Consider the following 14,213-nt stretch of genomic DNA (forward strand, 5'->3'; position numbering starts at 1 on the left):
AGAGAGCCTAGCGATTGATCGTTCAGTTTTGAAGATGCTGTTCTGCATGCTGGACACGGGGTGCCGGCTGGGGAAACGCGTGCGCGGGCCGGGGCGGCAGCCCCCGGCAGAACTGTGGGGCTTTCGGACGAGAGTTGGGGCATTATTGTCACCACTCTTGTCCGAAAGCCCCACTGTTGCGCTGTGTCGGTGCTGCGCGGTGTCGCGGCATCGGCTCCGGGGCTACCCCGCCGTCAGCGGGGCGCGGCCGGGCCGCTCACTCCCCGCGGTCGATCCACTCCTGGAGGTGCGGCTTCTCCTCACCGATCCGGGTGGCGTCGCCGTGCCCGGTGAGCACCACGGTCTCTCCCGGCAGGGTGAACAGCTTCTCGCTGATCGACTCGATGATCGTGTCGAAGCTCGAGTACGAGCGGCCCGTCGCGCCCGGCCCACCCTGGAACAGGGTGTCTCCGGAGAGGAGGACCGGCATCTCGCCCGCGGCGTCCACCCCCGGCAGGCCGGCGGCCGACAGCCCGGACTCCGCGTAGAAGCACGTCGAGCCCGGCGAGTGGCCGGGGGTGTGGATCGCCCGCAGGGCGACCCCGGCGACGGTGAGCTCCTGGCCGTCGGAGAGGTCCTCGTCGGGCTCCGTGTCCGGGTACACCATGTCCCAGAGCACCCGGTCCTCCGGATTGAGGAGCACCGGCGGACCGCCGAGCAGCCGCTGCGTCTCCGCGACCGCGCGGATGTGGTCGTCGTGGCCGTGGGTGAGGACGATCGCCCTCGCCGTGCGCCCGGCGACCGCCTCGACGACGGCCTCGGGGGAGTGCGCCGGGTCGAACACGATGACCTCGGAGTCGTCCCCGACGATCCAGACGTTGTTGTCGACCTCCCAGGCCCCGCCGTCGAGCGAGAACGTCCCGGAGGTCACGAGATGATCGATGCGCGCGCTCATCAGAACTCCACCACCGATCGCAGGACCTCACCGCGGCCCATCTTGGCGAACGCGTCCTCGACCCCGTCGATCGAGATGCGCTCGGTGACGAACTTCTCCAGCGGCAGGCGGCCCTGCTTGTAGAGGTCGACGAGCATGGGGAAGTCGCGGTCCGGCAGGCAGTCGCCGTACCACGAAGACTTGAGCGAGCCACCGCGGCCGAACACGTCCGCGAGCGGCACGGACAGCTCCATCTCCGGGGTCGGCACGCCGACGAGCACGACGGTGCCGGCGAGGTCGCGGGCGTAGAACGCCTGCCGCCAGGTCTCCGGGCGGCCGACGGCGTCGATGACGACATCGGCGCCGAAGCCGCCGGTGAGCTCCTGCACCGCGCTCACCACGCCGTCCTCGTCGAGGTCCTTCGACACGATGGTGTCGGTCGCGCCGAGCTCCTTCGCCGCCGCGAGCTTCTTCTCGTCGAAGTCGATCGCGATGATCGGCGAGGCGCCGGCGAGGTGCGCACCGGCGATCGCGGCGTTGCCCACGCCGCCGCAGCCGATGACTGCCACGGACTTGCCGCGGGTGACCTGCCCGGTGTTGATCGCCGCGCCGATCCCGGCCATGACGCCGCAGCCGAGCAGGCCGACGACGGAGGGATCGGACTCCTCGACCTTGGTGCACTGACCGGCGGCCACCAGCGTCTTCTCCGCGAAGGAGCCGATCCCGAGGGCGGCCTCGAGCTCGGTGCCGTCGGTGAGCGTCATCTTCTGGGTCGCGTTGTGGGTGTCGAAGCAGTACCACGGCTCGCCCCGGCGGCAGGCGCGGCAGTCGCCGCAGATCGCTCGCCAGTTGAGGACGACGAAGTCGCCCACCTCGACCGAATCGACGCCCTCGCCGACCTCGGAGACGACGCCGGCGGACTCGTGACCGAGGAGGAACGGGTAGTCGTCGCTGATCCCGCCCTCGCGGTAGTGGAAGTCGGTGTGGCAGACACCGCACGACTTGACGTCGACGACGACCTCGCCGGGACCGGGATCGGGGATCACGATGTCCGTGACCTCCACCGGAGCTCCCTTCGACATCGCGACGATTCCCTTGACTGTGGTGGGCATGGGGCCTCCGTTCGCGCAAGCATGCGCGGTGGACGATACGTACTCCGGCCAGTCTATGCGGCCCTCCCGAAGTGGGGGCAAGGGTGATTCCCACCCGCTCGGAATGCAGCGGCGGGTCCGGACCAGGCGGGCGGGACGTGAAGCGCGTCCGTGCGTCTCGGTAGACTCTGAGCGTGACCATTCAGCTGTACAACACCGCCACCCGCACCATCGAGCCCTTCCGCCCCGTCGTCGACGGCCGGGTGGGGATCTACGTGTGCGGGGCGACGGTGCAGGGCGCACCGCACATCGGGCACATGCGCTCGGCCGTGGTGTTCGACCAGCTGCGCCGCTGGCTCGGCTACCGCGGCTACGATGTCACGCTCGTCCGCAACGTCACCGACATCGACGACAAGATCCTCAGCAAGTCGGTCGAGGAGGGCCGCTCCTGGTGGGCGCACGCCTACCACTACGAGCAGGTCTTCACCGCCGCCTACGACCGGATGGGCGTGCTGCGCCCCAGCTATGAGCCGCGCGCCACCGGCCACATCACGGAGATGGTCGAACTCATCTCCCGCCTCCTCGAGGCCGGGCTGGCCTACGAGGCGCTCGACTGCTCCGGCGACGTCTACTTCGCCGCGAGCGCCTGGCCGGAGTACGGCGCGCTCACCAACCAGCGGCTCGAGGACATGTCCGATGCCGCCGACGCCCCGCTGCGCGGGAAGAAGGACCCGCGGGACTTCGCGCTGTGGAAGGCCCACAAGCCCGAGGACCCGGAGTCCGCCTCGTGGCCCACCCCGTGGGGTCGCGGCCGGCCGGGCTGGCACATCGAGTGCTCGGCGATGTCGACGAAGTACCTCGGCGCCGAGTTCGACATCCACGGCGGCGGCCTCGACCTCCGCTTCCCGCACCACGAGAACGAGCTCGCCCAGTCCCGCGCCGCCGGGGACCCCTTCGCCCGGGTGTGGATGCACTCGGGGCTGCTCAACGTCGGCGGGGACAAGATGTCGAAGTCGCTCGGCAACTCGATCTTCGCCCACGCGCTGTTCGACCGCTTCCCGGCGATCACCGTGCGCTACTTCCTCTCCACCGCCCACTACCGCTCGGTGCTCGAGTTCTCCGACGGGCTCGTCGCCCAGCAGCAGGCCGCGCTCGAACGGTTCACGAACTTCCTCGACCGCGCCCGGCGGCTGCTCGGTGAGGACGCGCCGCCCGTGCCCGAGGCCGCCGCCGGCTACCGCGACCGGGTGGTCGACGTGCCGGACGAGTTCGCCGCCGCGATGGACGAGGACCTGTCGATCCCGCGCGCACTCGCCGTCGCCTTCGACCGGGTGGGCGAGGGCAACCGGCAGCTCGAGACGGCCGGCACCGCGCCGGACGCTGATACCAGGGCCGGCCTCGCACGGATCGTCGCGGAGATCGAGCTCATGCTCGACATCCTCGGGGTCAACCCGACCTCGCCGGTCTGGGCGAGCGCCTCGGCCCAGGACGACGCCGCGACCCGTGCCCTCGACTCCCTCGTCTCCGAGCTCGCCGCCGAACGGCTGGCGGCGAAGGCGGAGAAGGACTACGCTCGCGCCGATGCCATCCGCGACCGGCTCACCGCAGCCGGGATCGCCATCGAGGACACTCCGGGAGGATTCCGCTGGGCGCTCGCCGACTGACCGCGTCGACCCCGCTCCGATCTCCCACCACCGACCGATCCCGCCACCGGGACGGTCGACACCAATGATCCGGCACCGCTGAACAGACAGGACCCCCGATATGCCACCGAAGTCACGCGGCGGAGCGATCCGCAAGCCCGGCAAGGGCCCCACGAAGGGCTCCGGCGGCCAGGGCCGGCGCAAGCTCGAGGGCAAGGGCCCCACCCCGCGCGCCGAGGACCGCGTCTACCACAAGGCGCACAAGGAGGCGCAGGCCAAGAAGGCGCGCCAGACCGCGCAGGCCAAGCGCAAGAAGCGCGAGGCCGGGGCCGACGTCGTCGCAGGCCGGAACTCCGTGCTCGAGGCGCTGCGCGAGGGCGTGCCCGCCACCGCGCTGTTCGTCGGCCAGCGGATCGACGCCGACGACCGCGTCAAGGAGTCGATCGCACTCGCCGCCGAACGCGGCATCTCCATGCTCGAGGCGAGCAAGCCCGACCTCGACCGGCTCACCGACGACGCCATCCACCAGGGCATCGCCCTGCAGGTGCCGTCCTACGACTACGCCCACCCCGACGACCTGCTCGCGCTCGCCGCGGACCGGTTCGAGACCCCGCTGCTCGTCGCGCTCGACGGCATCACCGACCCGCGCAACCTCGGGGCGATCGTCCGCTCCACCGCGGCGTTCGGCGGCCACGGCGTGATCATCCCCGAGCGCCGCTCGGCGAGCATGACCGCGGCGGCCTGGAAGACCTCGGCCGGGGCGGCCTCGCGGATCCCGGTGGCCCGCGTGGTCAACCTCGCCCGCGCGCTCCAGGACCTCAAGAAGCAGGGCGTGTTCGTCCTCGGACTCGACATGGACGGCGACGTCGAACTGCCGGAGCTCGAGCTCGCGAGCTCGCCGGTGTGCATCGTCGTCGGCTCGGAGGGCAAGGGCGTGTCGCGACTCGTCGGCGACCTCTGCGACCAGATCGTGTCGATCCCGATCCAGGCGAGCACCGAATCGCTCAACGCCGGCATCGCCGCCGCCGTCACCCTCTACGAGGTCGCCCGCACGCGCTCCCGGGAGAGCTGAGCGGGGGCGCGCAGCCGGGCGACTGCTCAGCGCACGTCGCGCGGGAGCACCGGGTCGGCTCCGTTCGCCGTGCCGGCGGCGCGGCTCTCCTTGGGCAGCGCGCCGAGGGAGACGGTGATGATCACCGCCATGACCATCGCCGCGGAGATCACCCACATGCCCGCGGTCTGCGAACCGGTCGCATCGGCGAGGAAGCCGGTGATGTACGGGGCGAAGAAGCCCGAGGCGTTGCCCACCGAGTTGATGAGCGCCACGCCCGCGGCCGCCGCGGCTCCGGAGAGGAACGCGGTGGGCAGCGGCCAGAAGGTCGCGAGCGAGCCCATGACGCCGCAGGCGAAGATCGACACGAACACCATGGCGAGGAAGGGCGAGCCGACGTAGGCGGTGATCGGGATGGTGATCGCGGCGACGATCGCCGGAGCGGCGACGTGCCACACGCGCTCCCCGGTGCGGTCGCCGTGGCGCGCCCAGAAGATCATGAAGACCGCGGCGAAGGTGAAGGGCACTGCGGTGAGGAGGCCCTTCTCCCAGATCGAGTACTCGACGCCGAAGCGCTCCTGGAAGCCCTCGATGATCGTCGGCAGGAAGAAGCTGATCGCGTAGAGGCCATAGACCACGCCGAAGTACACGAAGGCGAGCGCCCACACGCGGCCGGAGGTCAGCGACTTGCGCAGCGGCACGTGGAAGCGGGCAGCGGTGTCCGACTCTTCGCGCTCCATCTCGGCCTTGAGCCATTCCCGCTCGTCGTCGGCGAGCCACTTCGCGTCCTGCGGCCGGTCGGTGAGGAAGAACCAGCAGATGATGCCGAGCAGGATCGCCGGGAGGCCCTCGATGAGGAACATGAAGCGCCAGCCGGACATCCCCCAGAGCATCTCGTGGCCGTGCTCGATGAGGAGCGCGGACACCGGGGCGCCGATCACGCTCGACAGCGGGATCGCGACCATGAAGTAGGCGACGGCCTTGGCGCGCTCGGACTTGGGGAACCAGAAGGTCAGGTAGAGGATGATGCCCGGGAAGAAGCCCGCCTCGGCGATGCCGAGGAGGAAGCGGAGGATGATGAGCCACCACTCGCCGGTGATGCCCATCCAGCTCGTCGTCGGCACGAAGGCCATCGCGGCCGCGATCGCACCCCAGGTGACGAGGATGCGGGCGATCCAGCGGCGGGCTCCGAACCGGTGGAGGGCGAGGTTCGACGGGACCTCGAGCAGGAGGTAGCCGGCGAAGAAGATGCCCGAGGCGAGTCCGAACATCGTCTGGGTCAGGCCCAGTTCGTCGTTCATGCCGTTGGGGCCGGCGAATCCGATGTTGGTCCGGTCGAGGTAGTTGATGAAGTAGAGGAGCCCGAGGAACGGGGTCAGTCGCAGCGCGACCTTGCGCAGTGTGCGCTTGCGCAGCTCGGCATTCGCTGCCGGATCCGCGGGGGCGGCGGGGGTGGATGAGGACACCGGATCTCCTTGCGTGCGATGGACCGCGTCTCGTCGGTGAGGGGCTCGGGCCACGAGCTCAGCAGTGAGATTCGGTCAGAACTGTGTCAGGTCTACACGTCCGGCCACTCCGTGTCCAGCGTATGCACAGCTTGTGTCCGAATCGTGAGATCCCGGCTCCGGTGCGGGGCGGAGAATCGGCGGTGCCCGGGGAGGTGCCCCCGCCTCGGGTCCGGGGGCGATCCGGGGCCCGGCCCGCCGTGCGGACCGGGCCGACGGCCTCACACCCGCGGGGAGAAGCGTCCGTCCTGGGCCATCCAGCCGCCGTCGACGAGCAGCGAGTGGCCGGTGACGAAGCTCGAGGCGTCCGAGCACAGGAACAGCACCGGCCCGGCGATCTCGTGGAGGATCCCCCAGCGGCCGAGTGCGGTCTTCTCCGCGTAGGCGTTCCACCACTCCTCGTCGGACTTGATCTGCACGGTGAGCGGGGTCTCGAAGGGGCCGGGGAGGATCGAGTTGACGCGCACCCCGGACGGTCCGAGCTCGCTCGCGAGCGTCTTCGTCAGCTGCACGACGCCGGCCTTGGCCGCAGCGTAGAGGCCCTGGCCAGGCTCGACGACGATCGCCCGGAAGGAGGAGAAGGTGACGATCGAGCCGCGTCCGCGCTCGGCCATCTCCGCCCCGAAGCCGCGCATGAGGCGGTAGGTGCCCTTGAGGTTGATGTCGATGACGCGGTCGAACTCCTCGTCGGTGGTCGACAGCATCCGCTTCCGGATGTTGAGACCCGGGGTCATGACGAGCGCGGCGGCGTCGGCGTGGGCGGCGACGATGGCCTCGACCGATTCGGTCGAGGTGACGTCGAGCGCGGCCGCCTTGGCCGAACCCCCGCGGGCGGCAATGAGCTCGACGGTGCTCTGCGCCCCCGCCTCGTCGAGGTCGGCGCAGACGACGTGGGCGCCGGCATCCGCGATGCCGAGGGCGGACGACTGTCCGAGCCCGGAGGCGCTGCCGACGACGACGACGGTGCGGCCGCCGAGGTCGAACAGGGCGGGGATGGAGGGGAATTCGGGTGCGTCGGTCATGGTCTGCCTTTCGTCGGAGTGGTGCTGCCGGGATGGTGGTGCTGATGAGGTGCGGTGCTGCTGAAGTGGTGTGGTGTGGAAGAGGGTGGTGCGGAATCCAATCTGCACTGTATCCCCGCCCGGCGGTGGACGGCGTACCGAACTGCGCGGTATCCCGTGATGCACGCATCATTGCGCGCCGCTGGTGGGATACCGCGCAGTACGATTCCGGGCCGCCGGCGCGGCCCCGGCCCGCCTCTGCCGAGATCGCGAACTCCGGCGGATCCGCTCTCAGGAACCTTCGGAAATTGACGTCTGGGGTGGGGAGTCTACGGGGTGCCGGGGGAGTCGGGGTCGGCGGTGCGCAGCGTCTGGAGGGCCCCGGTGCTCGGCTCGCGGAGGTAGGCCTCCTCGCGCGGGTGCGCAGGCAGCACGGTGTCGACGTAGGAGCGGACCGCCTCGGGCGTGGAGACGTCGTGCCCGGCGTTCTCCGACAGGTACCAGCGGTGGTCGAGGAACTCGTGGAACAGCTGCGCGGGCTCGAGCCGGTCGGCGTACTCCACCGGCACCGCGTCGAGCACGGGCCGGTACACATCGGACATCCACGCCATCGCGGAATCGTGCTCGTCCTCATCGGTGCGGCCGGTCGCCATCCGGTAGCTGTCGAGGTCGTTGAGCATGCGCCGGGCCTGGTTGTCCTGCGCGCCGATCCCCGTCAGCCGGCGCAGGCGGCGGGTGTGGTGGCCGGGCTCCACGACCTTCGGCTCGATCCGGGTGGTGACCCCGTCGAGGTCGGTGGTGACGGTGAGCTCGCCCAGATCGAAGCCGATGTCGTTGAGCCGGCGCACCCGGTCGTCGACCCGCCACCGGTCGTCCATCGAGAACTCCTCGGGTCCGGTGAGCTCCTGCCACAGCTCCCGGTAGCGCTCGAGCAGCCGGTTGCTCACCGCGAGGGGGTCGACCGAGGCGTCGACGAGCCCGCCGGCCTGGAGGTCGAGGAAGTCCCCGGCGATATTCGTGCGCGCCAGCTCGAGGTCGTGCTCGCGCTGCCCGTCGGACAGCTGCGCGTGGAGCTCCCCGGTCTCCGCGTCGACGAGGTAGGCGGCGAAGGCGTCGGCGTCGCGCCGGAACAGCGCGTTCGACAGGGACACGTCGCCCCAGAAGAACCCGGCGAGGTGGAGGCGGACGAGGAGCACGGCGAGCGCGTCGACGAGCCGGCGGGCGACCGCGGCGGCGAGGTCCTGGCTGAACAGCGCCCGGTACGGCAGCGAGTAGCGCAGGTGCGGGGTGAGCAGTGCGCCGGGCAGGCGCTCGCCGTCGGGGGTGCAGCGCCCGGTGATGTAGCCCAGCGGCGCGACGGCGGGGGCGTCGAGCTGGCTGAGCACCTGGAGCAGGTCGTGCTCGCGCTCGGCGATCGGGTCCTCGGTCTCCTTGACCGCGACGACCACGCCGGCGAGCTCGACGAACCGCACGACGTGCCGGGAGATGCCCCGCGGCAGGCCGACGAGCAGCTCGCGCGGCCAGTCGGCGAGCGGGACGCGCCACGGCAGCGTGGCGATCGCGCTGCCGAGCCGGTCGGCGGTGATGTTCATGGGGCCATCATCTCAGTGCAGGAGTCCAGGGGCGAGGCCGTGCGAGCAGGTGGGGCACTGCCCTGTCCCCGGCCGCGCGGCTCAGCGCAGCTGCCCGAACTCCTCGGGACCGTGCACCGCGACGAGCCGGCCGGAGTCGAGCACGGCGATCCGGTCGGCCACCGCCACCGCGTCCGCCGCCGAGGTGGTGGCGTACAGAGTGGTGATGCCGAGCTCCTGCTGCAGGGTGCGGATCTGGTCGCGGGTGGTGTCGCGCACCTCGGGGGCGAGGTTGGCCAGCGGCTCGTCCATGACGAACACGCCCGGATTGCGCACGAGCGCCCGGGCGAGCGCGACCTTCTGGCGCTGCAGGCCGTCGAGCTCGTCGTGGCGGGCGCGGAGCAGGCCGCTGAGGCTCAGGCGGGCGGCGGCATCGGTGACCCGCCGGTCGATCTCGTCCTCGTTGATCCCGGTGAGCCGGAGCGCGAAGCCCATGTTCTCCGCGACGTCCATGTGCGGGTAGAGGGCGTAGTTCTCGAAGGCGAGCGTGACGTCGCGGTCGCTCGTCGGGATCTTCGACACGTCCTGGCCGCCGATCTCGATCGTGCCGCCGGCCGGCCGCTCGGTGCCGTGGATCATCCGCAGCACGGTCGACTTCCCGCAACCGGCGGGGCCGAGGAGGACGAAGAACTCGCCGTCGCGCACATGGAAGGACACACCGTCGACCGAGGCGTGCGCGGTCGCCGGGTAGCGGTGGGCGACGTCGGTCAGGGTGACCGTGGACATGCAGGCGGGTCTCCTTCAGCAGGTGGCACGAGCGGGGGCCTGCTCGTCTCCGACAGGCATCGTTGCAGGTGGATCGGTATGTGGTGCGGAACATCCCCACCGTAGGATAGGCGTATGAGAGTTCGCCTGGAAGACGTCGCGGCCGCCGCCGAGGTGTCGGTCACCACGGTGTCGCGCGTGCTCTCCGGACGCGGTCCCGTGGCCGCTCCGACCCGGGACCGGGTGCTCCGCGCACTCGACCGGGTGGGCTACACCCGCTCGACCCTGCTGCACAGCAGCGTGGCCCGGCTCGTCGTCGTGGGCGCCCCGGAATCGCCTGAGCACTGGCAGCTCGAGGTGTGCCGGGGCGTGTCCGATCGCCTCCAGGCGGAGGGCGTGCTCACCGCCTCGGCGTTCCTCCAGCCCGACCTCGCCGACGTCCGCGCCGGCGCCGAGGCCGGTGCCGCCACCGTCGTCACCCCGACCTTCACCGCCCTCGACGTCGACGTCCCGGTGGTGCGCTTCGCCGAGGCGACGGTGAAGTCCCCGGCCTCCGCGCCGGCGGGCGGTCCGCGGGTGGGCGGGGAGTGGATCGCTGCCCGCATCGACCTCACCGGCGGCCTCACGCTCGCCTTCGAGCACCTCACCGCGCTCGGGCACCGGCGGATCGGGCTCGTGTGCAACGAGGCCGGGGCGCTCGCCGAGCAGCTGCAGGAGCGGTTCCTCGCCGAGCACCCTGCGCGCGGTCTGACGTCCCGGCTCGACGGCTGGATCGCCGCCGTCCCCAAGTCGTACTCCGGCGGCATCGAGGCCGCGGTGCGGCTGCGCGACGCCACCTGCACCGCGGTCATCGTGCAGAGCGCCCTCCAGCTCCATGGCGTGTTCGCCGCGATGCGCCAGCGGCGGCTCGTCGTGCCCCGCGACCTGTCGGTGGTGGGCTTCGGCGACTCCTCGACCATGCGCTACACCGCCCCGCCGGCGACGGTGCTCGGGCTCGACAGCCCGGGCATGATCCGGGCGCTCGCCGCCGGGGTGCGCACCGTGCTCGACCTCCCCGGGGAGCGCATGCGCTCCGTGCCCCCGAACTTCCGGCCCGTGCTCCTCGCCCGCGCCTCGACCGCGGCGGCCCGCTCGTGATGCGCACGGACGTCTCGCTGGCCCGCATCGCGGAGGTGTCCGGCCGCTCGGAGTCGACGGTGTCCCGGGTGCTGCGTCGGGCGCCCGGGGTGTCGGCCGAGGCGCGCCGCGCCGTCGAGGTGGCGCTGCGCACCCTCGGGGTGAGCGGTGCGGAGGCCGCACCGAGCGACCGCGGGATCATCGCCGTGGTCCAGGCCGTCGTGCTCGGCGCCGACGTCGACGCCTTCGAGTCCCTGTTCCTCGAGATGGTGCGCCGGATCTACCGCGTGGGCCGGGTGGCGCTGCGCGTGACCACCGGGCCCGAGCTCGAATCCTCGGCGACCCGGCTGCAGGAGTTCGGGATCGTCGGCGCGGTGGTGCTCGGCGGGCAGTCGGCCGGGCCCGAGGCGAAGCGGCTCGCGGCGCTCAACATCCCGGTCATGCGCGTGTCGAACGCCCGCCACGAGGGGACGGGCCAGATCGTCCTCGACGCCACCCAGGGGATCGACACCGCCGTGCGGCACCTCGTGCACCTGGGGCACCGGCGGATCGGCATCGCGGTGCCGGAGGACTCCGCGGCGGCGAGCCGGGTGGCCGCCTACCGGAGGTCGATGGCCGATCTGCTCCACATCCCCGCCACCCGCGACCAGGCGCCGGTGGCGCAGGCCGGTCCCGGGATCCTCGCCGGCTCCCAGGCGGCCGAGCGCCTGCTCCAGGCGAACTGCTCGGCGGTCATCAGCTGCTCGCCGGCGATCACCTTCGGCGTCCTCGAGTCCGCGCGGCGTGCCGGGCTCGACGTGCCGCGGGACCTGTCGCTGCTCACCGTGGGGGAGATGCCCGACGCCGATGTCGTCCACCCGCCCCTGTCCCAGGTGACCTTCGACTGGCCGCAGCTCGCGCAGACGGCGATCGGCGAGCTCGAGCGGCTCATCGCGGGATCGCGCACCCTGCCGGACTACTCGGTGACCCCGGAGCTCGTGCTCCGCTCCTCCGAGATGCCCGTCCGCACGCGGTAGCGCGGCGGGCGCGCCGGGATCGTGGCCGGCGGGCTCAGCCGCCCACGTGGGCTGCCCGCTCGCGGGCCAGCCGGGTGAGGAAGGCCGCGACGTCGTCGGTCGACCCGAGCCGGGCCTGCGCCCGGGTGTCCGCGGTGCCCACCCGGATGCTCAGTCCCGGGAACCCGGAGTCCTGCCGGTCGGCGAGGTGGGCGAAGGCGTCCTCGTCGGTGGTGTCGTCCCCGATGTAGAGGGCGGCCGTGGCCTGCGCACGCTCGATCATCGTGTCGAGGCCGTCGCCCTTCGTATGCATCCGGACCCCGAACTCGACCATGTCGTGGCCGGTCAGCGACCGCAGCTCGGGGTGTGCGGAGGCGAATCGGCGCAGCTCTGCGGTGAAGAACTCCGCGCGCTCCGGCGAGCAGCCGCGGGTGTGGAAGGTGGCGCCGAGCGGCTTGCGCTCGATCCGCAGCTCGCCGTGCCCGGCGGCCGGGGTGGCGGCGGCGATCCGCTCGAACTCCGCGTCGAGGCGCGCGAGCAGCGCGCGCTCGCCGTCGTCCGGGGCCGCGGAGTAGCGGAAGGGATCGTCGGGATCGACAGCATCCGCCGAGGTGCCCGCTTGGCCGCCTGCCGGGCCGCCTGCCGGGACGCCGGCCGGGGTGCCGGCCGTGAGTCCGGTGAAGTCCTGCTCCACGCCGTGGGAGCCGACGAACAGCGCGCGCGCCGGAGCCCGGCTCAGGTCCTTGAGCGCGGCGACGTCGCGTCCGGAGATGTAGCCGACCGCGGTGCCGGGGAGCGCGGCGAGCGCCTCGACCGCGGTGGCGGACTCCGCGACCGGCGTCGAGGTCGAGGGGTCGTCCTGGAGCGGGGCGATGACCCCGTCGAAATCGAGGGCGACGAGCAGCCGCGCGGCCGTGGTGAGAGCGGTGATGTCGATCGCCTCGGGTGCCTGCAGGGGTGGGCTGAGCGCGGTCACGGCGCGGGCTCCCGCGGCGCGGCGGGCGTGTCTCCCGGCTCGGGGCTCTCGGTGGGTTCGGTGGGCTCGGGCGGCTCCTTCGCCTCGGCGGCCTCCCAGCGGCGCAGGTCCTTGTCGTCGTCGAGCGCCTCGAGGGTGTCGAGGAAGGAGCGCGACCAGGACTGCACGTCGTCGCGGATGAGGCGCCGGCGCAGGGCGCGCATCCGGCGGCGGCGCTCGGCGGGCTCCATCTCGATGGCGCGCAGGATGTTCGCCTTGAGACCGTCGATGTCATGCGGGTTGACGAGCACCGCCTGGTTCATGTGGTCGGCGGCGCCGGCGAACTCGGAGAGCACGAGCACGCCGTCCTCACCGGTGCGGCACGCCACGTACTCCTTGGCGACGAGGTTCATGCCGTCGCGCAGCGCGGTGACGAGGAGGATGTCGGCGGCGAGGTAGAGCGCCGTCATCTCCTCGCGCGGGAAGGAGTGGTGGAAGTAGTGGATCGCGGTGGTGCCGAGGTCGGAGTGCTCGCCGTTGATCCGGCCCGCGGCGAGCTCGACGTCGGTGCGGATCTGCTGGTACTGCTCGATCCGCTCGCGGCTCGGGGTGGCGATCTGCACGAGCGTGACCTGCTCGGGGTCGATCGAGCCGTCGGCGAGCAGCTCCCCGTAGGCCTTGAGGCGGTGGCTGATGCCCTTGGTGTAGTCGAGGCGGTCGACCCCGAGGATGAGCGTCTCCGGGTCGCCGAGGTCGGAGCGGATCTCCTGCGCCCGTGCGATGGTCTCCGGGTCCCGGGCGGCCGCGTCGAGGGTCGGGGTGTCGACGGAGATCGGGAAGGCGCGTGCCTCGGCGATGTGGGCGCCCGTGCCGGACTCCGGGTTCTCCGGGACGCGGATCTGGCTCGACTTCGTGGCGAAGCCGGCGTGGACGCGGGCGGCGCGGCGGAAGTTCGCGGCGTCCGCCGGGCGCTGGAAGCCGATGAGGTCCGCGCCGAGCAGACCGTTGAGGATCTGTGAGCGCCACGGCAGCTGGGCGAAGAGCTCGGCGGGCGGGAACGGGATGTGGTTGAAGAAGCCGATCGACACGTCGGGGCGCAGCGCGCGCACGAGCGCCGGGACGAGCTGCAGCTGGTAGTCGTGGACCCATACGGTGGCGCCGGCCGCGGCGGTCTTCGCGGCGGCCTCGGCGAACCGGGTGTTGACGCGCAGGTAGCTCTCCCACCAGGTGCGGTGGAACTCCGGGGCGACGATGACGTCGTGGTAGAGCGGCCACAGCGTGGCGTTGGAGAAGCCTTCGTAGTAGCTGACGACTTCATCAGAGCTCAGGGTCAGCGGGACGAGGTGCATGCCGTCGATGTCGAAGGGCTCGATGTCCTCGTCCGGGATCCCGGCCCAGCCGATCCAGGCGCCGTCGTTGGCCTGCATGACCGGGGCGAGCGCGGTGACCAGACCTCCAGGTGAGGTGGTCCAGACCGGTTCCGGGCCCGAATCGTCGCGGTCGACGGGCAGGCGGTTGGCGACGACGACGAAGTCCGCGCCGTCGGGCGGGGGAGGGAGGGGAGAGGTACGGGTGTCGTGATCTGCGGATGTGCGTGTCACAGTGCT

The 14,213-nt window shown here is 71.7% G+C and carries 12 protein-coding genes; 4 read left to right on the plus strand and 8 right to left on the minus strand.

Annotated elements, in window-relative coordinates; all coding sequences use genetic code 11:
• Window positions 1-256: 256 nt before the first annotated feature.
• Entirely contained in the window at window positions 257-934 is a 678-nt protein-coding gene (locus ABD883_RS02755; RefSeq protein WP_137318877.1) for an MBL fold metallo-hydrolase, read from the minus strand.
• The gene (locus ABD883_RS02760) at window positions 934-2,025 is read right to left on the minus strand and encodes an S-(hydroxymethyl)mycothiol dehydrogenase (RefSeq protein WP_137318878.1); all 1,092 of its coding nucleotides are present in this window, start codon (window positions 2,023-2,025) and stop codon (window positions 934-936) included. The genes ABD883_RS02755 and ABD883_RS02760 overlap by 1 nt, the downstream gene beginning before the upstream one ends.
• A gap of 173 nt (window positions 2,026-2,198) precedes the next feature.
• Here ABD883_RS02760 and cysS point away from each other — a divergent pair, with 173 nt between their 5' ends.
• Complete coding sequence (cysS, locus tag ABD883_RS02765) at window positions 2,199-3,668, plus strand: cysteine--tRNA ligase (protein ID WP_265808408.1); 1,470 nt, start codon at window positions 2,199-2,201, stop codon at window positions 3,666-3,668.
• A gap of 100 nt (window positions 3,669-3,768) precedes the next feature.
• Complete coding sequence (rlmB, locus tag ABD883_RS02770) at window positions 3,769-4,719, plus strand: 23S rRNA (guanosine(2251)-2'-O)-methyltransferase RlmB (RefSeq protein WP_247423375.1); 951 nt, start codon at window positions 3,769-3,771, stop codon at window positions 4,717-4,719.
• Between the two features lie 26 nt (window positions 4,720-4,745).
• On the opposite strand, the gene ABD883_RS02775 is transcribed toward rlmB, so the two are convergent.
• From ABD883_RS02775 to ABD883_RS02790, 4 genes are all read right to left on the minus strand, one after another.
• Complete coding sequence (locus ABD883_RS02775; RefSeq protein WP_345029635.1) at window positions 4,746-6,164, minus strand: MFS transporter; 1,419 nt, start codon at window positions 6,162-6,164, stop codon at window positions 4,746-4,748.
• Between the two features lie 260 nt (window positions 6,165-6,424).
• Complete coding sequence (locus ABD883_RS02780; protein ID WP_247423369.1) at window positions 6,425-7,225, minus strand: SDR family NAD(P)-dependent oxidoreductase; 801 nt, start codon at window positions 7,223-7,225, stop codon at window positions 6,425-6,427.
• Between the two features lie 308 nt (window positions 7,226-7,533).
• On the minus strand, window positions 7,534-8,796 hold the full coding sequence (locus ABD883_RS02785) for a DUF4032 domain-containing protein (RefSeq protein WP_345029638.1): 1,263 nt from the start codon (window positions 8,794-8,796) through the stop codon (window positions 7,534-7,536).
• A gap of 81 nt (window positions 8,797-8,877) precedes the next feature.
• Entirely contained in the window at window positions 8,878-9,561 is a 684-nt protein-coding gene (locus ABD883_RS02790) for an ABC transporter ATP-binding protein (RefSeq protein WP_345029640.1), read from the minus strand.
• A 114-nt stretch (window positions 9,562-9,675) separates the two neighbouring features.
• Between ABD883_RS02790 and ABD883_RS02795 the strand changes: the two genes are divergently transcribed.
• Both ABD883_RS02795 and ABD883_RS02800 read left to right on the plus strand, forming a co-directional pair.
• On the plus strand, window positions 9,676-10,677 hold the full coding sequence (locus ABD883_RS02795; protein ID WP_345029642.1) for a LacI family DNA-binding transcriptional regulator: 1,002 nt from the start codon (window positions 9,676-9,678) through the stop codon (window positions 10,675-10,677).
• A complete protein-coding gene (locus ABD883_RS02800; protein ID WP_137320391.1) occupies window positions 10,677-11,672 on the plus strand; it encodes a LacI family DNA-binding transcriptional regulator in 996 nt (331 codons plus the stop codon). Before ABD883_RS02795 ends, ABD883_RS02800 begins: the two co-directional genes overlap by 1 nt.
• 34 nt (window positions 11,673-11,706) lie before the next feature.
• On the opposite strand, the gene ABD883_RS02805 is transcribed toward ABD883_RS02800, so the two are convergent.
• Together ABD883_RS02805 and ABD883_RS02810 are read right to left on the minus strand one after the other, a co-directional pair.
• The gene (locus ABD883_RS02805) at window positions 11,707-12,627 is read right to left on the minus strand and encodes a trehalose-phosphatase (protein ID WP_345029646.1); all 921 of its coding nucleotides are present in this window, start codon (window positions 12,625-12,627) and stop codon (window positions 11,707-11,709) included.
• Window positions 12,624-14,207 carry an alpha,alpha-trehalose-phosphate synthase (UDP-forming) gene (locus tag ABD883_RS02810; RefSeq protein ID WP_425548412.1) on the minus strand — a complete coding sequence of 528 codons (1,584 nt, stop codon included), beginning with the start codon at window positions 14,205-14,207 and terminating at the stop codon, window positions 12,624-12,626. Before ABD883_RS02810 ends, ABD883_RS02805 begins: the two co-directional genes overlap by 4 nt.
• Window positions 14,208-14,213 lie beyond the last annotated feature (6 nt).

It is taken from the genome of Brevibacterium pityocampae, assembly GCF_039541555.1.
GTDB lineage: Bacteria > Actinomycetota > Actinomycetes > Actinomycetales > Brevibacteriaceae > Brevibacterium > Brevibacterium pityocampae.